Annotated in this window: 21 protein-coding genes; 15 read left to right on the top strand and 6 right to left on the bottom strand. The window is 59.3% G+C overall.

The window, feature by feature from the left end; genetic code table 11:
- Nucleotides 1–28: 28 nt before the first annotated feature.
- From GGD50_RS23740 to GGD50_RS23755, 4 genes are read right to left on the bottom strand one after another with little or no spacing between them, the layout of a single operon-like run.
- The gene (locus GGD50_RS23740; protein ID WP_004129798.1) at nucleotides 29–889 is read right to left on the bottom strand and encodes an NAD-dependent epimerase/dehydratase family protein; all 861 of its coding nucleotides are present in this window, start codon (nucleotides 887–889) and stop codon (nucleotides 29–31) included.
- 29 nt (nucleotides 890–918) lie between these two features.
- The gene (locus GGD50_RS23745) at nucleotides 919–1,896 is read right to left on the bottom strand and encodes an ABC transporter permease (protein ID WP_004129795.1); all 978 of its coding nucleotides are present in this window, start codon (nucleotides 1,894–1,896) and stop codon (nucleotides 919–921) included.
- On the bottom strand, nucleotides 1,886–3,469 hold the full coding sequence (locus tag GGD50_RS23750) for a sugar ABC transporter ATP-binding protein (protein ID WP_183939830.1): 1,584 nt from the start codon (nucleotides 3,467–3,469) through the stop codon (nucleotides 1,886–1,888). Before GGD50_RS23750 ends, GGD50_RS23745 begins: the two co-directional genes overlap by 11 nt.
- Nucleotides 3,470–3,523: 54 nt before the next feature.
- Nucleotides 3,524–4,654: a substrate-binding domain-containing protein gene (locus GGD50_RS23755; RefSeq protein WP_004129791.1), complete on the bottom strand. Its 1,131-nt coding sequence runs from the start codon at nucleotides 4,652–4,654 to the stop codon at nucleotides 3,524–3,526.
- 443 nt (nucleotides 4,655–5,097) lie between these two features.
- Between GGD50_RS23755 and tkt the strand changes: the two genes are divergently transcribed.
- The 5 genes from tkt to derI are packed head-to-tail and all read left to right on the top strand — an operon-like array spanning nucleotide 5,098 to nucleotide 10,463.
- A complete protein-coding gene (tkt, locus tag GGD50_RS23760) occupies nucleotides 5,098–7,107 on the top strand; it encodes a transketolase (protein ID WP_004129789.1) in 2,010 nt (669 codons plus the stop codon).
- Nucleotides 7,104–8,126, top strand: a complete 1,023-nt coding sequence (locus tag GGD50_RS23765; RefSeq protein WP_004129787.1) for a class 1 fructose-bisphosphatase — start codon at nucleotides 7,104–7,106, stop codon at nucleotides 8,124–8,126. The genes tkt and GGD50_RS23765 overlap by 4 nt, the downstream gene beginning before the upstream one ends.
- A gap of 6 nt (nucleotides 8,127–8,132) precedes the next feature.
- A complete protein-coding gene (gene fba / locus GGD50_RS23770) occupies nucleotides 8,133–9,182 on the top strand; it encodes a class II fructose-bisphosphate aldolase (RefSeq protein WP_004129785.1) in 1,050 nt (349 codons plus the stop codon).
- Nucleotides 9,183–9,224: 42 nt separating this feature from the next.
- Nucleotides 9,225–9,995 carry a triose-phosphate isomerase gene (locus GGD50_RS23775; RefSeq protein ID WP_037155982.1) on the top strand — a complete coding sequence of 257 codons (771 nt, stop codon included), beginning with the start codon at nucleotides 9,225–9,227 and terminating at the stop codon, nucleotides 9,993–9,995.
- 12 nt (nucleotides 9,996–10,007) lie between these two features.
- Nucleotides 10,008–10,463, top strand: a complete 456-nt coding sequence (gene derI, locus GGD50_RS23780; protein WP_013984669.1) for a D-erythrulose-4-phosphate isomerase — start codon at nucleotides 10,008–10,010, stop codon at nucleotides 10,461–10,463.
- Between the two features lie 216 nt (nucleotides 10,464–10,679).
- On the opposite strand, the gene GGD50_RS23785 is transcribed toward derI, so the two are convergent.
- Nucleotides 10,680–11,381, bottom strand: coding sequence for a FadR/GntR family transcriptional regulator (locus GGD50_RS23785; RefSeq protein ID WP_004129783.1), 702 nt, complete (start codon nucleotides 11,379–11,381; stop codon nucleotides 10,680–10,682).
- Nucleotides 11,382–11,481: 100 nt separating this feature from the next.
- Nucleotides 11,482–12,276: an SDR family NAD(P)-dependent oxidoreductase gene (locus GGD50_RS23790; RefSeq protein ID WP_004129782.1), complete on the bottom strand. Its 795-nt coding sequence runs from the start codon at nucleotides 12,274–12,276 to the stop codon at nucleotides 11,482–11,484.
- A gap of 151 nt (nucleotides 12,277–12,427) precedes the next feature.
- Here GGD50_RS23790 and GGD50_RS23795 point away from each other — a divergent pair, with 151 nt between their 5' ends.
- The 10 genes from GGD50_RS23795 to GGD50_RS23840 all read left to right on the top strand — a co-directional run bounded on the left by GGD50_RS23795 (nucleotide 12,428) and on the right by GGD50_RS23840 (nucleotide 24,126).
- Nucleotides 12,428–13,780, top strand: a complete 1,353-nt coding sequence (locus GGD50_RS23795) for a four-carbon acid sugar kinase family protein (protein ID WP_004129781.1) — start codon at nucleotides 12,428–12,430, stop codon at nucleotides 13,778–13,780.
- Between the two features lie 10 nt (nucleotides 13,781–13,790).
- Complete coding sequence (locus GGD50_RS23800; RefSeq protein WP_183939832.1) at nucleotides 13,791–14,678, top strand: beta-keto acid cleavage family enzyme; 888 nt, start codon at nucleotides 13,791–13,793, stop codon at nucleotides 14,676–14,678.
- Between the two features lie 69 nt (nucleotides 14,679–14,747).
- Nucleotides 14,748–16,280: a sugar ABC transporter ATP-binding protein gene (locus tag GGD50_RS23805; RefSeq protein WP_004129779.1), complete on the top strand. Its 1,533-nt coding sequence runs from the start codon at nucleotides 14,748–14,750 to the stop codon at nucleotides 16,278–16,280.
- Nucleotides 16,281–16,318: 38 nt separating this feature from the next.
- A complete protein-coding gene (locus tag GGD50_RS23810) occupies nucleotides 16,319–17,281 on the top strand; it encodes an ABC transporter permease (protein WP_004129777.1) in 963 nt (320 codons plus the stop codon).
- A 95-nt stretch (nucleotides 17,282–17,376) separates the two neighbouring features.
- The gene (locus GGD50_RS23815) at nucleotides 17,377–18,375 is read left to right on the top strand and encodes a substrate-binding domain-containing protein (protein WP_004129775.1); all 999 of its coding nucleotides are present in this window, start codon (nucleotides 17,377–17,379) and stop codon (nucleotides 18,373–18,375) included.
- A gap of 64 nt (nucleotides 18,376–18,439) precedes the next feature.
- On the top strand, nucleotides 18,440–19,474 hold the full coding sequence (locus tag GGD50_RS23820; protein ID WP_013984674.1) for an aldo/keto reductase: 1,035 nt from the start codon (nucleotides 18,440–18,442) through the stop codon (nucleotides 19,472–19,474).
- A gap of 5 nt (nucleotides 19,475–19,479) precedes the next feature.
- The gene (gene oiaX, locus GGD50_RS23825; protein WP_013984675.1) at nucleotides 19,480–20,763 is read left to right on the top strand and encodes a 3-oxo-isoapionate-4-phosphate decarboxylase OiaX; all 1,284 of its coding nucleotides are present in this window, start codon (nucleotides 19,480–19,482) and stop codon (nucleotides 20,761–20,763) included.
- Nucleotides 20,764–20,766: 3 nt separating this feature from the next.
- On the top strand, nucleotides 20,767–21,747 hold the full coding sequence (locus GGD50_RS23830; RefSeq protein ID WP_004129768.1) for an aldo/keto reductase: 981 nt from the start codon (nucleotides 20,767–20,769) through the stop codon (nucleotides 21,745–21,747).
- Between the two features lie 121 nt (nucleotides 21,748–21,868).
- Nucleotides 21,869–22,825, top strand: coding sequence for an L-threonylcarbamoyladenylate synthase (locus GGD50_RS23835; protein ID WP_004129766.1), 957 nt, complete (start codon nucleotides 21,869–21,871; stop codon nucleotides 22,823–22,825).
- 257 nt (nucleotides 22,826–23,082) lie between these two features.
- Complete coding sequence (locus GGD50_RS23840; protein WP_037155979.1) at nucleotides 23,083–24,126, top strand: aldo/keto reductase; 1,044 nt, start codon at nucleotides 23,083–23,085, stop codon at nucleotides 24,124–24,126.
- The last annotated feature ends 50 nt before the right edge of the window (nucleotides 24,127–24,176 follow it).

Consider the following 24,176-nt stretch of genomic DNA (forward strand, 5'->3'; position numbering starts at 1 on the left):
TTTCTTTCCCTTCAAGCTGGCTGATTTCTCAGGAGCCTACATATTTTCGCCAGCTATGTTCAGGCTGGTATCCGAGAACGCTCTTTGCTTTGTCGATCGACAGCAAGGTTTCGTTGTTCCCGATCTGCTTCTTGAACGGGACCCCCGGATACCACCTCCTGACGAGTTCCTCGTTGGAGGTGGTCATGACCCCATCGTCGTTTGCGATGATGAACACCTCGGCACCTTTGCCGCTCCACTCGAGCGAGCGACGGATCGCCTGTGCCCCGTCGCGGGCGTCGATATAGGTCCAAAGGTTGAAGCGTCTGCTGCCCGGGTTCTGCTCGAAGGCCGGGAAGTCCGCATACTCGCTCTCGTCCATAACGTTGGAGAAGCGTAGGCAAACGATCTTGAGCTCGCTGTCCCAGCGGCAATACTGCTTTGCCATCTCCTCGCCGAGATGCTTCGAGAGGGAATAGGAGGTTTCCGGGCGCGACTGATAATTCTCGTCCGCCGGCAGATAGTCAGGCTTGATCTCGTAAGGAATGCCGAGCAGGGTCTCGCTCGACGCCCACACGATGTTCTTGATGCCGAGCAAGCGGCATGACTCGAAAACATTGAACGTCGAAATGGTGTTGACCCGGAAAACATCCGCAGGAGCAACGCGCCCCGGCATCGGCACAGCGGCCAGATGGACGACGGCTTCAGTGTTGCGATTGTGGTCCCAATCAAAGCCACTGATCGCCTCGATCGTGGCGCGCATATCCTCGAAATCGACCCTGACGAAGGGGCAGAGGTTTTCTGGCGGAGCGATCGTATCCGCGTTGATGACGTCGTGGCCGCTCTCAACCAGATGCTTGATCGTGGCTCTACCCAGTTTGCCGCTGCCGCCTGTGACTAAAACTCTCATATCGTAATACCTCCGTAGAACCTTCCAGGTTAGCGGCTTCGGCCGACCGCCACAGCCAGGATGATGAGCATTCCGCGCGCGATGAGCTGCTGGCTGTAGTCGAGGCCGCCAAGAATAAGACCGTTGTTGATGACACCGATGAGCAGGGCACCGACGATGGAACCGATCACGGTGCCGCGTCCGCCGAATAGGCTGGTACCGCCGAGAACCACGGCTGCAATGACAGACAGCTCATCGCCTTCGCCAAGCTGGAAGCGTCCAGACTGCAGGCGTCCAGCATAGAGCATGCCAGCGATCGCAGCGGCCATCCCCGTCAGTAGCAGCACCTGGAACTTGATTTTCCGGACATCGACGCCGCTGTAGCGAGCTGCGACCGAGTTTCCGCCTGCCGACATGACCTTGCGGCCGAACGGTGTCTTTCGGAGCGCGATATGGGCGATCGTGCCCAGAACGGCGACCCAGACAACGAGGACAGGAACAGGGCCGATGTTACCGGAACCAAAGACGAAAATGAACGTATCGTTGATAATTGGAACAGGCGAAGTGCCGCTTACCCACATTCCGACCCCTCGCGCGATCCCCATCATGCCGAGTGTCACCAAGAACGACGGGATGTTGAGATAGGCAGTCAGGCCGCCGTTTACGGCGCCTACCAGCAGCCCGAGGGTCAAGCCCGCGAGAATGCCGGGGAATAGACCGTACTTGCTCAGCACCAGGCCAGCGACCACCGACGACAGTCCGGCTATGGCTCCGACCGAGAGGTCGATCTCGCCCGCCGAGAGTACGAACGACATTGCCATGGAAACGATGGCGACGATCGCAGTCTGCCGCAGGATGTTGAGCAGGTTGTTTGAAGATAGGAATCCGCGATCCTGCAGCAGGATCGCGAAGACGATGAAGATGACGACGAAGCCGATGTAGACGACGTAGTCGCGCCAGTTGCTGTGCCACGGCCGCATGTGGGTTGCATCCGTCTCTGTGTTCAATGTCTTGGCTTCAGTGGACATTTTGGGTTGCCTTCTGAATCGCGACCTGCAGACCGAGTTCGGTGCGGATCAGCGGAGATTGAGTTTCGTCGCCGGCAATCGTGGCCCAGCTTTCGATTTCGTCGCGCTCGATTTCGCGCGCGAGACGTCCGTTGTTCATGACCAGGATGCGGTCACTTGTTGCCAGAAGCTCGGCTGGTTCCGACGAGATGACGATGACGGACTTTCCGGAGGAGGCGACGCTCCGAATGAGTTCAACGATCTCGGCCTTTGAACCGATGTCTACGCCTGCTGTTGGTTCGTCGAGAATGACAACCGAAGGATCAATCGCTAGCCATTTGGCAATAACGATCTTCTGCTGGTTGCCGCCGGAAAGGTTCCTGACCTTATTGTCAGCGGACGGCGTCTTGATCCTCAGTTGCTTGATGAGATCGGAGGTCAGTGTTCCCTCGCGTCGACGGTCGATGAAGGGACCGCGGACGAGCTGACCGATCTGCGGCAGTCCAAGATTGTCGCCCACGCTGTGCTCGACAACCAGACCTTCCTCGTGGCGGCTCTCCGGAACAAGCACAATGCCAGCCTTGATCGCATCCGAAGGTGACTTGAACTCAACGGCAGTGTCGCCGAGTTCTACGGTTCCCGCAGTTTTCTTATCGACGCCGAAAAGAAGGCGGGCAAGCTCGCTCCGGCCAGCGCCCATGAGGCCTGCTATTCCCACAATCTCGCCCCTGTGAACGTCGAAGCTGACATCGCTGGGTTTTCCCGAAGGGCCCGAAAGGCCACGTACGCTCAGCACGGGTTTGCCGCTGCGATCAATGGCGCGCGCCTGGTATTGGAAACCGGTGACACGCTTGCCGACCATGTGCTGCACGATCGAGTCGAGCGTGAATTCGGATGTCTTCCCGGAGGTCACGTTCTGACCGTCACGCAGAATTGTAATCTCGTCGGCGATCGTCATGATCTCGGTCATGCGATGGGAAACGTAGATCACGGCTGTTCCCGCCGCAGTGAGCTTCTTCAACATGCCGAACAGAGTGTCGGCTTCCTGTGCGCTCAGCGACGAGGTTGGTTCGTCAAGGATAAGGATCCTGGCGTCCTGGTGGATGGCCTTGGCGATCTCGGTCAGCTGGGCCTGGCCGGGGCTGAGTTCAAAAACAGGCGTCCTCGGATCAACCCTGAGGTTGAGTTGGCCGATGATCTCGGCTGCCTGTGCGATTTCCCTGCGCTCGTCGACCAAGATCGACAGGCGGCGGGGCTCCCGGTTGAGGAAAATGTTCTGGGCGACCGTGAGGGTGGGGATCAGGCTGAGGTCCTGGAAGATCATCTCAATGCCGAGCCTGCGGGAATTCTCCGGAGAGCTTGACGACATGTGTTCGCCAAAAACCTCGATGGATCCCTCCGTGGGTGTGACCACGCCCTGCAGGATCTTCAACAGCGTAGACTTGCCGGCGCCATTTTCGCCGACCAGCGCATGGATTGTCCCGGGTTGGATCGTCAGGCTGACACCGCGCAATGCGTGCACGCCGCCAAACGATTTCCTCACGTCGCGCATCCTGACGGCGGCGAGGGTTTCGGTGACTGCTTGAGTGTTCATGGTCGTTGTCCGCCGCTGGGGACGGGGAGCGGCCGGAGCCGCTCCCGCGCACCGTTAGTTCATTGCGTCGGTGAGAATCTTCGGTGCCTGGTCGCCGTTCGACTGCGGCCACGCCTCGATCAGGTTATCGCGGGTCACCGCAAGGGCCGGGAGCACGACGTAGGGAGGTGCGTCCTTTCCGAGTAGGGCGTATCCGGCAAGGATGCCCTCGGCATAACCGGCGCCGTACGGACGCTGGGATCCGGTTCCCTTGACGTAACCCTTCTTAGCCATGTCGATCGAGATGTTGACGCCAAGGTCGCAAGTGGTGATGACGAGGCTCTTGGACGCGCCCGCTGCGCGCGCCGCTGACAGGACGCCTTCTGTTGGAACGTCCCACACGGCCCAGATGCCATTGAGGTTGGGGTGGGCCGTCAGCATTGCGGAGGCGACGCGCTCGGATTCGCTTGAGAAATCAGGGCCTCCGACACCGGTCTCCTGGACGATCTTGATATCCGGATAATCCTTGATCGCTTCCTTGAAGCCGACCACGCGTTCTTTGGTGGCAAAAAGGTCGGACGCATGCGGGATGAGACCGATTTCGCCCTTGCCGTCGAGCGCCTTGGCCATGAGCAGTGCGGCGACCTTTCCCATCCCGCGGTTGTCGGAAGAGACGAGGCTCACATAGTCTTTGCCAGCCTTCATCCCGGCGCCGGTCTGGTCAAGGAAGATGATCTTAATGCCAGCGGCAGCAGCTTTCTTGTATGCTGCGGCCGTGGCTGACTGCTCGGCGGGAACGGTGATCATGACGTCAGGTTTGAGCGCCATGACGCTTTCGATGTCTGAAACTTGCTGCTCCGCGCGATATCCAGCATCAGTCGTCGCAACGATTTCGACGCCGAGCTCTTCCAGGGCCTTCTTTTGCCCGGCCATCTGGGCCTTGGCCCAGTCAGACGCCGTGTAGTGCATCACAATGGCCGCTTTGGCATGCTTCGCCTTGATCTTTTCGATCTCCTCGGCGGATAGCTTCAGGTCGCTCGCGAGGGTCGCTTTTTCGCCGTTGGGCCCGCTTGCCGGGTGACTTTCAATATCCTTGATCTGTTTATCGACATCGATCGCGAAGGCGCTCGGCGCATAGGCAGCGCTGCCGCCGAGGGCAGTGGCAAGGGCGATCATCTGTAGGGACTTGCGCATCGTCATAGGCATTTCGGTTCCTCCCTTTAAGGCCTATTGAGTTCCTCGAATTCAATAACGTATACGTTAATGCATTTGTAAAAGCTGTCAACTGAAGAAATGTCGGAAACATCGGCGAGCCGAATTGAGCATCCCGCATTTGGGATGGTTTCAACCACCGTGAGTGCCCAACGCGGTAGTCATCACGGTGGTCGCCTTGTCCGTTTGCCACCAAACGGATCGAGGCAGACCGCCCCCATGAAATCGACCCGGAACGATCCTTACGGCTCCCGATCGACGCGGTAGTCAAATAAAAGCTATTGCGCAAATGGAGAGGTATAAGGTATGAGGTATGATGTCGATGGGCAGACTTTTTGCAGCTGAATGTGATATTGTTATGTTTGTCGTATAGGATACGTTATTTTGTGTTTCGATATTGTGATATCCAGAAAAGTGCGCCACATTAGTCGCGGTTTATGAGGGAGGAAGAATTGACAGCAGCAGTTTCGATCCGCGATCTCGCGAACGCTATCCGTGTCCTGTCGATCGACGCGGTTGAGGCCGCAAAGTCCGGGCACCCCGGAATGCCCATGGGCATGGCTGATGCGGCGGCGGTGCTGTTCGGCCGGCACCTCAAGTTCGATTCAAGCGAACCTGGCTGGCCGGACCGCGATCGTTTCGTCCTGTCGAACGGCCATGGCTCGATGCTGCTCTACAGCCTTCTGCACCTCACCGGGTACGAAGACATGACGATTGAGCAGGTTCGCAACTTCCGCCAATGGGGCTCCAAAACGCCAGGTCATCCCGAATACGGGCACACCGCTGGCGTCGAGACGACCACCGGGCCGCTCGGACAGGGGATCGCGTCGGCTGTCGGAATGGCTATCGCGGAGCGGCGCCTATCAACCGAATTTGGCGCAGCGCTTGTCGATCACCGGACCTACGTTTTCTGTGGAGATGGGTGTCTCATGGAAGGTGTTGGTCAGGAAGCTGCTTCGCTGGCCGGCCACCTGCAGCTCGGCAAGTTGATCGTCCTTTACGACGACAACTCCATCACCATCGACGGCTCGACCGCAATCGCGTTTTCGGAAGATGTGCTCGCGAGGTTCGACGCCTACGGATGGCACACGCAGCGCGTTGACGGTCATGATCCGGATGCGATCGACGCGGCGATCTCGCAGGCGAAGACGGAAGGATCCAGACCATCCCTCATAGCCCTGAAAACCATCATCGGATACGGCTCTCCGTCAAGGGCAGGAACAAGCTCCGTACATGGTGCACCGCTCGGCGCCAGCGAAGCCGCCGCGACGAAGGCAGTCTATGGCTGGACGGCGGACACTTTCGAGATTCCTGCTCCAATCCTCAAAACTTGGCGCGAAGTCGGCGCGAAGGGCGCCAAGGCGCGCAAGGACTGGCAAGCGCGGCTCGAAGCAGCGGGCGCAGATGTCAGAAGTGAGTTTGAACGCCGCACCGCCGGCTCATTGCCAGCGCGATATGAGGAAGCGGTCAACGCCGCCAAGGCAAAGCTGCTCGACAAGCCGCAATCAGTGGCAACGCGTAAGGCAAGCCAGATCGCACTGGAAGCGCTGACGGAGCTGCTTCCGGAAATGATCGGCGGGTCCGCTGACCTCACCCACTCAAACTTGACCCGGGTTCCGGCCGTCGACAGCGATTTCACCGCCGCTGCAAGCGGGCGGTATGTCAGCTATGGCGTTAGAGAGTTTGCCATGGCCGCCGCGATGAACGGTATGGCGGCTCACGGCGGCGTCATACCCTATGGTGGCACGTTCCTCGTCTTCTCGGATTATTGCCGCAATGCCATTCGTGTGGCGGCTCTGATGGGCGTCCGCTCTATCTTCGTGATGACGCATGACTCGATCGGTCTTGGCGAAGACGGTCCGACGCACCAGCCGGTCGAGCATCTTGCCAGCCTCAGGGCAATGCCGAACTTGCATGTATTCCGGCCGGCCGACACCATCGAGACGCTGGAATGCTGGGATCTTGCAATAACCAGCAAGAACACGCCGTCGGTTTTGGCGCTCTCGCGGCAGAATGTCCCGCAACTGCGCGCCCAGCGTGACGGCATCAATCGCTGCGCACGGGGAGCCTATGTGCTGCGGGAAGCGAGCAGCGAACGTGCCGTCACAATCATCGCCACTGGAACGGAAGTCGCGCTTGCGATCCAGGCTGCCGACGAGCTTGAGGCGAGAAACGTTCCCGCCGCTGTCGTCTCGATGCCGAGCTGGGATCTCTTCGAACAGCAGCCCAAGGATTACCGCAGCTCGGTCCTCGGCAACGCGCCGCGCATTGCCGTGGAAGCGCTCTCGAAGTTCGGCTGGACTAGGTATGTCGACAGCGAAGACGACGTGATTGGGATGTCCGGCTTCGGAGCGTCTGCGCCGGCCGAGACGCTGTACGAGCAATTTGGGATCACGGGTGACGCAATCGTCACGCGCGCCCTAGCAAGGATAAGGGGCAAGCAATGAGCGCGCCGGCGACACCCGGAAATGACGAAGCGGGCGTCCAGTATGGTTCTGTCGATGAGTACCTCTCGACCTGGGCTGCTGAGGATTTGTCCCGTCAGGGGGTGGCGGCTCTAATCCACGGTGTGTTGGATGGCGCCTGTCTTTTATCCGCACGCATCGCAGCCGGTTCCCTGGAGGGCGATCTGGCCCACCTTGTCGGATCAAATACCGACGGTGATGCGCAAAAGGCAATCGACATCGCGTCGCACGAGTTGTTCGTCGAAATACTCGCACGCGCAGGCGCTGCCAGGGTCCTGTCCGAGGAGGCCGACGCGCCAGTTATGCTCAATGGCCAGCATTTTGCGGTCGCAATCGATCCGATCGACGGTTCAGGCAATGTCGGGCTGGGCACGCCCGTCGGCACGATCTTCTCGATCATGCCTTTCTGCGAAGCTGAAGATCCCTTTTTAACCCCTGGAAAGCGCCAGGCCGCGGCCGGTTATGTCTCATTCGGCAACACGGTCGATTTGGGCTTTTCGGTCGGTGAGGGTGTGCTGCTGGCGACGATGCATCCCCAAACCGGCGAGTTCCTGATCGTCAAAAGGCAGGTTCAGATACCTCGCGACACGTCCGAGCTTGCATATAACGCTTCCAACCACCGTCACCTTCACCCTGCCATGAGCCTGTATCTTCAGGATTGTCTGACCGGCAAGGAGGGAACGCGCGGCCGCGATTTCAACATGCGTTGGCTCGGATCGGCAGTCGGAGAGCTCCACCGGATCCTGATCAGGGGCGGTGTGTTCTTCTACGCCGGCGACAAGCGACCCGGCTTTGAAAATGGGCGCCTTCGCCTGGTGTATGAAGCGAATCCGATCGCGTTCCTGATGGAGCAGGCCGGGGGGCGGGCCACCGACGGCACGACCGCCATCCTGGACAAGATCCCGACCTCTCACCATTGCCGCACGCCGCTGGTTTTCGGTTCGGCGACGGAGGTCGACGTGATCGCAAGCTATCTCAATTCCAATCCAACCAGCGAGTAACACGTCATGGCCAGGATTACTCTCCGCCAGCTGCTGGATGATGCCGCCGAACACGGCTACGGCGTCCCGGCGTTCAACATTAACAACATGGAACAGGCGCTTGCCATCATGGAAGCGGCCGACGGAACGGATTCGCCTGTGATTCTCCAGGCGAGCCGTGGGGCCCGAGCCTATGTCAACGACATCATGCTCAAGCACATGATGGAGGCTGTGACGGAAATCTATCCGCATATCCCCGTTTGCGTCCATCTTGACCACGGAAACGAACCGAGCACCTGCGTCACCGCGATCCAGCATGGTTTTACGTCCGTCATGATGGACGGATCGATCCTTGCTGACGGGAAAACCGCGGCGGATTGGGACTACAACGTCAAGGTCACGAGAAGCGTCAGCGACACGGCCCATTGGGCAGGGGTTTCGGTGGAAGGGGAGCTTGGCGTTCTGGGCTCGCTTGAGACCGGTACGGGCGAGGCGGAAGACGGTCACGGCGTCGAAGGCAAGCTCGATCCGCATCAGCTTTTGACCGATCCGGAGGAGGCGGCGAAATTTGTCGCGGAGACCAAGGTGGATGCGCTTGCCGTCGCAATGGGCACCAGCCATGGCGCCTACAAGTTCTCACGCCGGCCGGACGGTGACGTGCTGGCAATGGATGTTATCGAGGCGATTCACCGGAAACTTCCGAATACCCATCTCGTCATGCACGGTTCGTCAAGCGTGCCGGAGGAGTTGCAAGAAATTTTCAATCGCTTCGGCGGGCGGATGAAGCCCACCTGGGGCGTGCCGCTCGAGGAAATCCTGCGCGGCATTCGGCATGGTGTGCGAAAGGTCAACATCGACACTGATTGCCGCATGGCAATGACCGGGCAGGTGCGCCGAGTGCTGTCCGAAGATCCGACAGAATTCGACCCTCGCAAATATTTGAAGCCTGCAATGACGGCGCTTTCAAAGCTGTGCCGCGAGAGATTCGAAGCTTTCGGAACGGCAGGACGCGCAAGCTCCATTCATGTTGTGCCGCTCGCGGAAATGGCGAAGCGGTATCGAGCCGGCTCGCTCTAGGTCGGCCAACATCCATTTGAACGCAAACGTGGTGAAGCGGCGATGACCGAGAAGAAAACCCTCTGGATTGGCACCAGCTGGAAGATGAACAAGACGCTTGCCGATGCCGCGCAGTTTGCGCACGGTCTCAGGGCCGCAGACATCACGTCCCATCCGCGCATCCAGCGCTTTGTCATCCCTCCTTTCACTGTTGTCCGGGAAGTGAAGACCACGTTGGCGGGCACGTCGGTGAAGGTCGGCGCGCAGAACATGCATTGGGACGAGGAGGGCGCCTGGACGGGCGAGATTTCACCCTTGATGCTCAAGGACTGCAACCTCGACATCGTCGAGCTTGGTCACTCCGAGAGGCGTGAACATTTCGGTGAGACGGACGTGACGGTAGGACTGAAAGTCGGGGCGGCGGTTCGCCACGGCTTGATCCCGCTCATCTGCATAGGGGAGACACTTTCCGAACGCGAGGCCGGGCGAGCCCGCGACGTCCTCGAGCGCCAGGTTCGCGGCGCGTTGGGAAGCCTTTCTACCGACCAGAAGCACAAACCGATACTGCTTGCCTACGAGCCTGTTTGGGCCATTGGCGTCGATGGGATCCCCGCGACAGCGGACTACGCCGACGCCCGCCAGGCCGAGATCATCGCGTTCGCGGAAGCCGTGCTCGGCCGGCGCATTCCCTGCCTTTACGGCGGTTCGGTCAACGCGGACAACTGCGAAGAGCTCATATCCTGCCCCCATGTCGATGGGCTGTTCATCGGCCGCTCGGCCTGGAAGATCGAGGGCTACCTCGACATCCTCGAAAAGTGCGCGGCCAAAATCTGAGGAGTGATGAAGATGAAAATTGCAGTAGCAGGCGACAGCGCGGGCGAAGGCCTCGCCAAGGTCCTCGCCGATTATCTCAAGGACCGTTTCGAGGTGTTCGAGGTCTCCCGGACGGACGCCGGTCTCGACGATTTCTATGCGAACCTCTCCGACAGGGTCGCCAACGGCGTGCTCGACGGCACCTATGACAAGGCCATCCTGGTGTGCGGCACCGGGATCGGCGTCTGCATTTCGGCAAACAAGGTGCCGGGTATTAGGGCAGCCCTCACACACGATACTTATTCCGCCGAGCGGGCGGCGTTGTCGAACAACGCCCAGATCATTACCATGGGCGCCCGCGTCATTGGATCGGAACTTGCGAAGACGATCGTCGACTCCTTCCTCGCCCAGAGGTTCGACGAGAACGGTCGCTCGGCCAGCAATGTTGCCGCCATCGACGAGGTCGATACGAAATACCACACCCGCTAGTTGGAAGGCTGGGCAAGCATTGCTCGCGGTCGACGCGCCAGGCGCAATCAGCCTGGCGCATTATCGTTTTCTGGCAATTTTCAGAACCCGGCGAATAGGCCGGGCGGCATACGGTATCCGGGCTTCGCGTCCGCCTTCAGATGCCGCCGGTGATGATCGCAGTGCGACCTGCGGGAAATGCAAGATGCGCCACGCCTTGACGTGATGCCCTGGCTGTCATTTCAGCAGGGATGTGCGGAAGTGTTCCATGTTTTCCTCGACGCTTTCGCGGCTGAGGTCACCGGTCTTTCTGTCCCGGATCATCTGAAACATGTGTTCGTGGAGATCGACTGCGCGCCATTTGCCACTGACCTCTAGCGATTTTTGCACCCAAGGCGCGACCATCGTCAGCACGAAGTCGGCGATCACGACGATCAACGGGTTTCCGGCAGCTTTGTATATTGCTCGGTGGAAATCGAGATCGGCCTTGAGGAGATCTTCGATCGCGGAGTTCGCATCCTCCGACAGCCTTTTTAGTCGGTCGATGCACTCTCTCATCGTGGCGAGGTCTTCGTCCGTACGCCGCAGCGACGCGAGTTCTGAACAGTTGCGGTCGAAAATGTATCGCAGTTCCATCAGCATCTCAGGCGTCGAGCTCTGAAGATAGAGCTGAAACATCGCGAGCGGCATCGCCGGAAGGCCTTCGTCCTTACGGATGTAATTTCCAAAGCCATGACGCGTCTCGACAAGACCCGAGACCGCGAGCGTTTTGATCGCCTCTCTGATTGGAGTGCGACTGATCCCGAGAAGCTGGGCCAGCTCTTTTTCATTGGGAAGTTTGTCACCAGGCCCGAGGTTGCCTTTGGCAATTTCGCCCGTAATGTAGTCGAGCGCTATGTCCAGCCGGCTTGGGATTTTCTTTGGGTCAACAGACAGCATTCCTGGTCACGCTCCAATCAGAAATCGAAAAGGTACGAGGTCATACCGCGTTTTACCGCTTGCGACAAATGCCGAACGTCGAACTGGCCACTTCTCCAGGTTATTCGCTGATTTGTCCCAGCCGCTTCGAGGCTTTTGGATCGAATGGGAACATGAGGCCAGCGGCCAGGAAGCCGCCGTCGACGTTCAGGGTGTGCCCCGTAATATAGGCAGCATCGTCGCTCGCCAGGAACACCGCGGCATCAGCGATTTCCGATGGTTCGCCATAACGGCGTTGCGGAACTAGCCGATGATAGGCGTCACGCGTTTCGACCGTGTGCATGACTTTCGAGACCTCGGTCAATATCGGGCCCGGTGCGATGTTATTCACGTTGATTCCCGATTCCGCGAGTTCGACCGCCATAACCTTCGTGAGGAGTTCGACGCCGGCCTTTGAGGCTCCATAGGCCGAACGTCCGACACCGCCCTTCTGACCGGACAGCGAAGCGATATTGATGATCCGCCCATAGCCTTTGGCGGCCATGATCCGAGCAAAGGCTTGCGCCACGAGGAATGTTCCGGTCAGATTGATCCGGACGACGCGTTCGAATTCCTCCCTTGAGCTTTCGAGAAACAGAGTGGTTGCGCCCACGCCCGCGTTGTTCACGAGTATGTCGACCGTGCCGAACCGGCCAATCGTTTCCTTAACGATCGTCTCAACGTCTTCGTTGACCGAAATATCGGCGCGGACGGCCAAAGCCCGCTCCCCAAGCCGCTCGGCGGCTTCGTTCGCCACTTCCAGATCGCGGTCGACGATAACGACATTCGCGCCTTCGCGAACATAGGCTTCAGCGATTGCCAGTCCGATGCCCCGGCCAGCGCCCGTCACCACGGCAGTGCGTCCAGAAAGTCTCATCTCGTCGTCCTCCAATTTTCTCGATATGAGGTATAAGGTATAAGGTATGACCTTGACAGAGTTATGAGCTGCTTCTATGAGTATTGTCAAGAGTGAAGCCCGGCTGATGTATGGAGGAAGATATCCTCGGCCGGGATATTGGGAGGATCCGATGACATCAGCTGGCAAGCTCAAGGCCGTGTTTTACGGCGACGACTTCACGGGTTCTTCCGAAAACCTGGCGCAGTTCCATCGCAGTGGTGTGAAGGGAAAACTCTATCTCGCACGCCCTTCAGCACGGACGGCGTCAACAGATTCTCTGTCTTATGATGTGCTTGGCTTCGCCGGTACCGCAAGGGCGTTGTCCGGCGTCGAGCTCGACGAGGAGCTTGACAGTGCGTTTTCGATCATGCGCACCCTCAACAGTCCGCTTATCCAATACAAGATCTGCTCTACGTTCGACTCATCGCCCACCGTTGGAAGCTATGGTGCTGTTCTGGCGCGCGCTGCGGCTCACTTCGGCAAGAGGGATGTTCCAGTCCTCGCCGCGACCCCGGACTTCGGGCGCTACACCTGTTTCGGAAATCATTTCGCGCGCTTTGCCGACAGGATTGAGCGGCTCGACCGGCACCCGAGCATGTCGCGCCACCCCAGGACGCCGATGCACGAGGCGGATCTGCGCATGCATCTGGCTGGGCAGACAGATAAGGAATTCGTCAACGTCACGCTTCCCGCAATCCGGAGCCGCTCGGCAATGGAGGAGCGTGTCTTCAAGGCCTTCCAAGAGGGGGCAGGGGTCATTTTCGATGGGCTCGAAAATGCGGATCTTGCGGCTGTCGCCGATCTGCTCTGGGCGCGGTATCCGACACGTCCGATGTTCGCGCTAGCAGCTCAAGGCTTGGCGCAACACCTCGGCGCTCTTTGGGCCCGCTTGGGCCTGCTATCGTCGGCGGAGCCCGTCAAGACGGAGATTGCCGGCGTCGAAAATCTACTCGTCTTATCAGGCAGTTGCGCCCTGCAAACCGGGCGCCAGATCGCGGTGGCCGAAGCTTCCGGGTGGAACCTTGTCCACTTGGATGTCTCGACAATCCGGTCCGATGATGATGCTGAGGCAGTTGCGCGGGAGGCTGCTTTGAAGGCGATCGAGAGCCTTGTGCGCGGTCGACCTACAATCATCTACACGGCTCGCGGGGAAACCGGCCGTCTGCCCGGCGGCGATGTTCCCGCGGAACGCTTGGGCGCCATCTACTGTGACGTTGCGCGTGCCGTGCGCCGCGCGGTTTCCTTGCCGCGGATCGTGTTTTCGGGCGGTGACAGTTCGAGCTATGCGGTGCGGACAATCGGCGCCGAAGCGCTCGAGATCGCCGTTTTTGACGAAGTTCAAAATTGCCATGTCTGCCGCCTGGATGCGCCGGGCGACGCCGAAGTCGATGGCCTCGAAGTCATGCTGAAGGGCGGGCAGATTGGTGCCGATGACTTCTTCCTGCGGGCAAAGGCGGGCACCTCTGGTTATCTGGCGGCGTAAGGAGCGAAAGATGCAAAAGAAAATCATCCTCGAAGCCAGGGTCAACGAGTACGCGCCGCGCACATCCAACCCTAATATCCCATACACCGCCGACGAGATCGTTGAGGCCGCCGTTGCAGCCCGCAAGGCGGGAGCGGCGATTCTGCACTATCATGCCAGGACAGCCGACGGCGGTGCGACAAACACCGTTGAGGCAAACGCCGAAATCATCCGCGAAGTCAGGCAGGCGACCGATCTACTCATCCTTCCCACGCTCGGCTTTATCTCGAATGATGCCGACGCCATGAAGCGCATCGACACGGTCGCAACCCTGGCATTGGACCCTGCTACGAAGCCCGATATTGCGCCCATCGATACCGGTTCGGCCAATCTCGAGCTTTGGGATGCCGAGACGCGCAGGTTCGAAAATCCAGAACGTTTGTATCTCAACACGACCGAAAGTCTCGCGCACTACGCGCGTACCTTGGCCGAAAAGGGCGTAAAGCCGAAGCTAGTTTCCTGGTCTGTTGGGTTCACGCGCCGCGCGATCGCCCTGATGGACGCGGGCCTTGTGAGGGGGCCCGCCTACTTTCTCCTGCACCTAACGGGAGGGCGATACATTACCGGGCATCCGCCGACCGAGGCGGGTCTCATGGCGCATCTTGCATTTCTGCCCGACGACCGGCCGATCGAATGGACGGTCAATTGCCTTGGGGGCAATCTGTTGAACATTGCTCCTGCGATCTGCCGTCTGGGCGGCCACATGGCTATTGGAATAGGCGACTATCCCTATCGCGAGTTCTGCACACCCACGAACGCGGAAGTCATATCGCGCGCTGTTGAGATTGCCCAAAAGGTCGGACGTGAGCCGGCTACACCCCAGGAGGCACGCGCGATCCTCGAACTGGACGGCGCGTAGAACCAATACGGCATGCGATCCGCACACACGCGGCATAGATTTCGATTTTACGAGGTATGACGTCATATCATGGTCAACGCAACTGAGAAGATAACAGTTCAGGGAACCGCGCAGTCGTTTTCGGCACGCGTGCTTCTGCGGGCCGAGGGCGTGGAAAAGTCGTTCAACGGCGTCCCAGCGCTCGTTGATGGCCGACTAACTCTAAAGGCCGGGACCGTCCATGCCTTGTGCGGCGGTAATGGCGCCGGCAAGTCGACATTCCTCAACATCACGATGGGACTGCTCCGCCGCGATGGAGGGATAGTGGAGATCGATGGCGAGCAGGTCGACTTCAAAAGCGCCGCTGACGCCTTGCGTCACGGCATCGCGATCATCACGCAGGAGCTTTCCCCCGTCCCCGAGATGACCGTCGCCGAGAACCTTTACCTTGGCCGCGAGCCGAAGCGACTTGGCGTGCTCGTCGATTTTAGCCAGATGCGCAGGGACGCCCAGGCATTCCTCGATGAACTCGGCTTTGAAGTCGACGCTGCCAAGAAGATGGGGGAGCTGAGCCTCGCCCAGATTCAGCTCGTCGAAATTGCGAAGGCTCTCAGCTATCGGGCACATATCGTCATCATGGACGAGCCGACATCTGCTATCGGCGAACACGAAGTCCATGTCTTGTTCAACGCGCTCCGCAAGATCACCGCGCGCGGTTCCGCAATTATCTACGTGTCTCACAAACTCACCGAAATCTTCGAGATCGCGGATGAGTACACAGTCTTCCGCGACGGCCGTTTCATCGAGACTGGAAACATCAAAGACATCGACCGCCGCCATCTTGTGACACAGATCGTCGGCCGTGAAGTCAAGCTGGTCGAGAAGGGCAAGCCTCTCGAAGACGCGCCAATCCTGCTTTCGGTCTCGAACTTGGCGCGCGGGCCTCATTTCCGAGACATCTCGCTAGACGTGGCGTCCGGCGAAGTGGTCGGGATCTACGGGCTGCTTGGGTCCGGGCGGACCGAGTTCCTCGAGACAATATTCGGGCTGCACTCACCAACGGGAGGCGAAGTTGTCTTCAACGGCGGTAAGGTCAAGCCAGGCAGTCCTAAGGACGCAATTCAACGTGGAATGGCGATGGTGACCGAGGATCGCAAGGACAGTGGTCTCGTGCTCTCGGCATCGATCGCCCACAACATCACGCTTTCATCGCTGGCCTTGATGGCCATCAGCGGTTTCATCCGCGGGGACAAAGAGCGCAGCGCGGTTCAAGACATGATCGTCTCGCAGAGGATCAAGTCGGCGTCGCCAGATGTTGCCGTCGAAACTCTGTCAGGGGGCAACCAACAAAAAGTCGTGCTGGCCCGGTGCCTTCTGACAAATCCAAAGCTTCTCATTTGCGACGAACCGACGCGTGGCATCGACGAAGGTTCCAAGCAGGAGATCTACGCGTTCCTGCGAGACTTCGCGGCGAAGGGCAACGGCGTCCTCGTGGTCTCCTCGGAGGCACCGGAGATCATGCAGCTCAGCGACAGGATCGCGATTTTCAAACAGGGGCAGCTCCTCAACATCATCGCCGGTGCCGAAGCAACGCAACAGACGCTTATGGACATGGCGAGCTGATGAGCGGTCATAGCCCCATTCACGGGAGGACTTGAGTAATGAATACCATCGCTGCGGCGAAGCCCGGAAACTTCCGCGCCGGGGAAATGATCAGGCAGTTCAGCATCGTTCTCGTGTTTTTCCTGATCGTCGCGTTCTTCGCGTTCGCGAACCAGTACTTCATGACATGGTTGAATTGGCTGAATCTCGTTCGCCAGTCGTCGATCAACGGCATTCTGGCGATCGGAGTGACCTTCGTCATCCTTACTAAAGGCATCGACCTATCGGTCGGCTCCGTAATGGCGCTCGCGGGCATGATCGCCGCCAGCCTCGTAACGGAGACCAACGAGCAGTTCGTGCTTTTCGGTATCTTTGCGGGCCTCGCGGCGGGAGCCGGCCTCGGCTTGGTGAACGGAGTGCTTGTTGCCGCGGTCAAGGTCCCGCCGTTCGTAGTGACGCTTGGCATGTTGAGCGTGGCCCGCGGGCTCACCTTGATCTTTTCGGAAGGACGCCCCATCCCGAATCTGTCGGATCCCTTCAAGTGGATTGGCTCCGGGCAGATCATGTATATCCCGGTACCGATCGTCATCCTGTTCGTCGTCTTCCTGATTGGATGGACCGTTCTAAACTATACGACTTTCGGCCGTTATGTGTACGCAGTTGGCGGCAACGAGAAGGCGGCTCGCACGAGCGGCATTTCCACCAAGGTGATCGTCGGTGCGACCTATGTGATCTCGGGCCTCCTGGCTGGTCTTGCGGGGCTTGTCCTGACGGCTCGCACTACCGCTGCGCTGCCGCAAGCGGGCATCGGTTATGAACTCGATGCGATCGCCGCCGTCGTGATCGGCGGGACGAGCCTTGCGGGCGGCCGCGGATCGCTGCTCGGCACACTGATCGGCGCGCTCATCATCGGCACGATCAACAACGGCATGGACCTCATGGGCGTGTCTTCATACTACCAGCAGGTCCTCAAGGGCACGATCATCGTGGTCGCGGTCATCGCCGACCAAATCCGCAAATAAGACCAATCCCGAAATTGCCGCCGGGGAAGGCCGGCGACAATGTCCGGCCCAGCGTGTCGCGTCCGGACGTATCTTAAACCAGAGGAGAATATGAAATGCAGATGTCTAGGAGGAACCTGCTCAATGCGGGTGTGGGTATGGCAATCGCCGTAGCGACGTTGGCTGGCGGGAACTTCGCCTTCGCGCAGGACAAAATTCGGATCGCGGCTCTCTCGTTCGGTGAGTCCGGCGAGTACATGAAGGCTTGGTCGACGGAAATCCAGAACCATCCCGCCGTCAAATCGGGCGAGGTCGAGATCACCGTTTTCGACGGCAAGTATGATCCACTGACACAGGCGAACCAGATCGACACAGCGATCACCCAACAATTCAACGCGATCATCATGTCACCGTTCGACCTCGAGGCCTCGGCACCGCCGATCGAAAAGGCCGCCGAAGCGAAAATCCCGCTTATCGTGTCGGCGCTCAAGACCAAGTCGACGAAATACACCGCGTCCATCATCGTTAACGATACCGAAGGCGGCCGGATCATCGCTGAGGAACTCGCCAAGCGCCTTCCGAACGGCGGCAACGTCGTCCTCATGGAGGGTCCGATCGGCCAGTCGGCCCAGATCGAGCGCCGCGCAGGCATCGACGCTGGTCTCGCCAAGTTCCCGAACCTCAAGCTCATCGAAGACAAGACAGGCAACTGGAGCCGCGCCGAGGGTCAGGCGCTCATGGAGAACTGGTTGCTCGCGCACCCGGGTGAGATCAACGGCGTCCTTGCGGAAAACGACGAGATGGCGCTTGGCGCGATCGAAGCCATGAAGAGCGCCGGCATCGATCTCAAGACCGTTCCCGTTCTTGCGATCGACGGCATCCCGGACGCAAAGCGCGCCGTGAAGAAGGGCGAGATGGCGGTCAGTCTCTACAAGTACGCCCGCGCCGAAGGCCAGGGCGCGGTCGACCTCGCACTGCGGGCGATCAAGGGCGAGAGCTACAAGCCACAGTCCGAAATCTGGGGCTCGCTGATGGAATGGAAGGGCGGCACCGAGAAGGACTACGTCGTGCCGTGGCTCGTGCTCGATTCCACCAATGTCGAGAAGTACATGTAATCGGACAACGGCGGACGGCCCATACGGCCGTCCGCCTTACACCAGGGAAATAGGATCGACCATCATGTTGAAGAGAAAAGTTGGAAAGACCGATGTGACGCTGACCTCGCTAGGGCTGGGTACCTCGCCGCTCGGCGGGTGCAATGTCGATGTGAGCTTCCAGACTTTCGAGGCGGTCGTCCTCAAGGCATACGACTTGGGTGTCCGCTATTTCGACACCGCGCCCCTTTACGGCCTTGGAAAGTCCGAGCATTCCCTCGGCCATGTCCTTCGCAACAACGATCTCATCGGCAAGGTCGTGGTCAGCACCAAGGCGGGGCGGATACTCAAGCCGGAAAGCCGCGCAAAGCGCGCCGAGAGCCTTTACGGCATCGACTGGGTGAAGGCGCTGCCATTCGTCGATGACTACGACTATTCCTATGACGGCATCATGCGCGCTTTCGAAGATAGCCAGCAGCGCCTGGGTATGGACCACATTGACATCCTCTATCTCCACGACGTGAGCGGCGAATGGCACCGCGAGGCGTATAGCACCCACCTTTCGGCGCTGAGATCGAGCGGTTACAAGGCGTGTGACGAGCTGCGCAGCACAGGCTCCGTGAAGGCCATCGGCCTCGGCGTCAATGAAACCGCGTCGGTCCTGCAGGTGGCAGAGGAATTTGATCTCGACTGCTCCATGGTCGCCGGGCGCTACACCCTGCTCAACCACGGCGCTCTCGATCATTTCTATCCAGAAATGCAGCGTCGCGGCATCGGTATCATTGCGGCTGGCATCTACAACTCCGGCATCCTCGCCGAGGGTAGCAAGTCGATGACAACCACCCGCACCTACGATTGCCAGCCCGCGCCTGAAGCGATCGTCCGCAAGGTCGAGGCGCTCGAAGCCGTCTGCGAGCGCCATGGCGTCTCGCTTGCGACTGCAGCGACACAATTTGTCTACGCACATCCTGCAGTGACCGCGGTGGTTCAGGGAGCGCTGGCGCCCGAACACGTCGCCGCAAACGTCGCCGCGATCTCGACGCCGGTTCCGGCTGCGTTCTGGGCCGACCTGAAGTCGTCCGGCCTCATCCCTGAAGCCGCGCCAGTTCCGGAGGCATGATAGCGATGGATCTGGCTCAGCGCAGGCCCTCGGACATTCTGGTCACCTATCGGATTGAGACCGCCGGGAGCGCTGAGGCCTTGGCGGTCAAGATCGGAAGCGACCAGTCGACGGGTACATTTGTTGACCTGCCCGGAGAGACGCCGCAACTGAAGGCGCGCGCGGCCGCGCGCGTGGTCGCTTTCGAGAAACTGGACTCTGTTGAGGTTCCCTCGCTCCCTGCAGCGGGCGAAGTCTTCAACCGAGCGGAGACAACAATCGCCTATCCCCTGGAGGCTGTCGGAACTGACCTCGCGGCAGTCACCACGGTTGCATTGGGCGGGGTCTGGTCGATCAAGGAATTCACCGGGCTGAGGGTCATCGGCCTGCAGCTGCCTCCAGAGTTTGAAGGCGTCTACCCGGGGCCTCAATTTGGGATCGAAGGCTCCCGGCGTCTGACAGGCGTCTACAATAGGCCAATCATCGGCACGATCATCAAGCCCGCGCTCGGCCTCACCCCGGACGAAACGGCGCAGGTGGTTGCTGAACTCGTCGCGTCCGGTGTCGACTTCATCAAGGACGACGAGAAACTGATGTCGCCACCGTACTCCTCGTTGGAGGCGCGGGTGAAAGCGATCATGCCGATCATCCGGGATCAGGAGCAGCGCACCGGCAAGAAGGTGATGTATGCCTTCGGCATTTCCGACGTCGATCCCGACGAGATGGTTCGCAAGCACGACCTGGTCGTGCGCGAGGGTGGAAACGCCGCTGTCATCAACATCAATTCGATCGGCATGGGCGCTTTTCTGTTCCTGCGTCGGCGGTCGTCCCTTGTCTTGCACGCCCATCGCAACGGCTGGGATCTTCTCACCCGACATCCTGGTCTTGGGTTCGATTTCTCGGTCTACCAACAGCTTTGGCGACTTCTCGGCGTCGACCAATTCCAGATCAACGGCATTGCCGCCAAATACTGGGAGCCGGACGCGTCTTTCGTTCAGTCGTTCCATGATCTCCAGAAACCGATCTTCAGTGATGCCGACCGCCCGTTACCGGTCGTTTGTTCGGGTCAATGGGGTGGACAGGCGCCTGAGACCTATCGAAGGACGGAGCAGACGCTTGACCACCTTTACCTTTGTGGTGGTGGCGTCGTCAGCCATCCCGGCGGGCCGTCGGCGGGTGTCAGAGCGGTTCGTGCGGCCTGGGATGCCGCGGTCGCCGGAATCGATCTCCATGAATATGCCAAATCTCATCCAGAGCTGGCGCAGTCGCTCGCCAAGTTCGGCTCTAAAACCGTATCAGAAGGAAGATGACAGATGGAATATCGTCGGCTTGGCCGGTCAGGTCTCAAAATTTCGCAACTGGTTCTTGGTTGCATGAGTTTCGGCGTCGCCGATCGCGGCAACCATGCTTGGACCTTGTCCGAAGACGACAGTAGGCCATTTATCAAAGAGGCACTCGAACAGGGCATAAACTGCTTCGACACGGCCAATGCCTACTCGGACGGCACCAGCGAGGAGATCATCGGCAAGCTGCTCAGGGAGATGGTGCAGCGTGATGAGGTTGTCATTGCCACCAAGGTCTACGGCAAGATGCGCAACGGAGCGAATGCGGTCGGACTTTCCCGCAAGGCAATCATCGCGGAGGCTGAGGCCAGCCTCAAGCGGCTGGCGACCGACTACATCGACCTCTACCAAATTCATTTCTGGGACAATTCGACCCCGATCGAAGAGACGCTGGAAGCGCTGACCGATCTCGTTCGAAGCGGCAAGGTTCGCTACATCGGAGCCAGCAATTGTTACGCATGGCAATTTGCGCGCGCGCTCTACAAGTCGGACGCTGCCGGATGGTCGCGTTTCGTTTCGATGCAAGCTCAGATGAACCTCCTTTATCGCGAGGAAGAGCGGGAGATGTTGCCGCTCTGTAAAGCTGAAGGGGTGGGGATCATCGCGTTCAGTCCGCTGGCTCGCGGGCGCCTCAGCCGGCCTTGGGAGGAAAGCAGTTTGAGGTCCGAGACCGACAATGTCACCGCTCGGTTCTACGGTCACGCGGACGAGGCGGATCGCCGCGTCGTAGACGTCGTCGCAAAGATTGCAGACGACAAGAACGTCCCACGATCCCTCGTTGCGATGGCGTGGCTTAACACAAAGGCGGGCGTGACGGCTCCTATAATCGGCGCAACGAAGCTACAGCATCTGAAGGATGCCGTCGCTTCCTTGGCCGTCAAGCTAAGCGACGACGAGGTCCGCGAACTCGAGGAGCCATACGTGCCGCATAGCGTAGTCGGCTTGAACTGAGTTTGGCTCAGCGGGGACGACGTTGAGGCTGTCAGGAGGCACGCCGAACCGGGCCTCCTGAGCCAATGGCTTTGGTCGTATCGATCTCTGCTCCCTTCCAGAACCAGCGCGAGGAAAAAAGATGACCACCACCCGTCATTTTGACGTCAGCGACAGCGCGATTGAAGCTGCCGCCCGGCTCATGCGAAATGGCGAAGTTGTCGCGTTTCCGACGGAGACGGTTTACGGGCTCGGCGCGGACGCCAGCAGCCCCGCCGGGATCGAGCGCATCTATGAAGCCAAAGGACGCCCGCGGCATAATCCCCTGATTATCCACGTTTCGGACGTGGAAATGGCGCGCAGGATGGCACATTTCAATCCGGAGGCAGAGTTGGCTGCTGCCAGCTTTTGGCCGGGACCTCTGACATTGCTCCTGCCAAAGCGGGAAGACGCGGGGCTCGCAACCGCAGTTACCGCGGGCATGAAAAATGTCGCAATCCGATTTCCCTCGTCGAGTGTCGCCCAACGGCTGATCCGGGCCGTCGGATTTCCGGTGGCAGCGCCTTCAGCCAATCGTTCCGGGAAGGTCACCTCGACCCGCTTCGTGGAAGTTGTCCGCCAGTTGGACGGACGGATTTCGGGAATCGTGGAAGAAGACATATGCGATCACGGCCTGGAATCGACTATTCTGTCTTTGGTCGGATCTCCGATCATTCTACGCCACGGGTCAGTTCCGCGGGAGGCACTGGAAGCTTTACTCGGCCCGATTGACGAGGACACTGGGCCCCAAAAAGTCTCGGCACCAGGCCAGCTAAAGAGCCATTATGCTCCGGAAGCCGCCGTTCAGATGAATGTCGACCGTCCTGCCGCCAATATGGTCTGGGTCGGTTTCGGACCGGAGTGCGAGGGCTGTCAATTGACGCTGTCTTCTTCCGGTGACCTTCAGGAAGCTGCCCGCAACCTCTACACCGCCATGAGTGAAGCCGACGCCTTGGCCGGCGCGAGTGACATGATTGCATTCGCCCCTGTGCCTCTGATTGGCCTTGGCAGGGCAATCAACGATCGGCTGAGACGAGCTGCCGCGCCCCGTTGCGCGTAGGCGGCATTTTTAAGCAATTCGCAAAATGCGGATGGCGGCATGCAAAAAACGCTTGCCTCTATAGGTATGACCTTATACCTTACACCTTGCCGATTGAGGAGTCAGGCCACGGAGGTCCATCAAGCATTTCTGGTGTGGTTGGCGGCAGACGCCGGCGACATGACACGCATTTGGGACACGGGCTTTACCCGAACAATGACGGCATGGCGGAAGCTACATCGCTTCGACGCCTCCTATCGACATCTAGGGATGATCACATGACCGAACTTGAAACTAGGCCGCTCGGAAAAAGCAAAGTGCAGGTAACTTCGCTTGGGCTAGGCACAGTGCCGCTCTCTGGCTTCAACGCCGATGTCTCCTACGACGAATTCGAAGCGACCATCCTCGCCGGGTATGCGGCCGGCATCCGCTATTTCGATTGCGCGCCGATGTATGGATTCGGCAAGTCGGAGCATTATCTTGGCCATGCCCTCAGGGCGAACAAGCTGCGCGAAAACGTGGTGGTAAGCACCAAAGTCGGACGCGTATTGAAGCCCGCAAGCAGGACGAAGAAGTTAGAGACCGTCTACGGCATCGAGTGGATCGACCCGCTTCCGTTTCTCGATACCTACGATTACACCTATGACGGCGTGATGCGCGCATTCGAAGACAGCCAACAGCGCCTCGGCCTAGACTATATTGACGTTCTTCTCGTGCATGACGTTGGTCGGGCATGGCACGGCGACCAGAGCGAATTCTATTGGAACCAGTTGCGGGCCTCCGGTTACAAGGCACTGGACGAACTTCGCTCCAGCGGAGCCGTATCGGCCATTGGTCTGGGTGTCAACGAGGCCGAGTCTGTCGTGGGTGTCGCCCGTGAATTTCCGATCGACTGCTCGTTGATCGCCGGCCGCTACACCCTTTTGAATCATGCCCCGCTTGAGGCCGCGTTCGACGAGTTGCTCCAGCGGAACGTCTCCGTGATCGCCGGCGGGATCTTCAATTCCGGGATCCTCGCGACCGGCGTAAGCGGTCCCGCGGCCACTTACGATTACGGCAAGGTTCCGGCGGCCGTCGTCGAAAAGGTCAAGGCCATCGAGAGCATTTGCTTAAGATATGCGGTGAGCTTGCCTGCAGCGGCGATGCAATTCGTCTATGCGCATCCGGCAGTGGCCACGCTGGTCATGGGTGCAAAGAGCGCATTGGAAGTCGAGCAGAACGTCAAGGCGATCAACGAGACAATACCCGGTGCATTTTGGGACGCTTTGACTGAGGCGAGCCTTCTTCCGTCAAACGCTCCGCTGCCGACGGCTGTACGATGATGGCCAGCGGAGGCACCGTTTTCGGCGGCTTCCGCTGTGAAGCGCTCGTG

The sequence above is a fragment of the Martinezella paranaensis genome (assembly GCF_014200235.1).
Classification (GTDB): Bacteria; Pseudomonadota; Alphaproteobacteria; order Rhizobiales; family Rhizobiaceae; genus Rhizobium; species Rhizobium paranaense.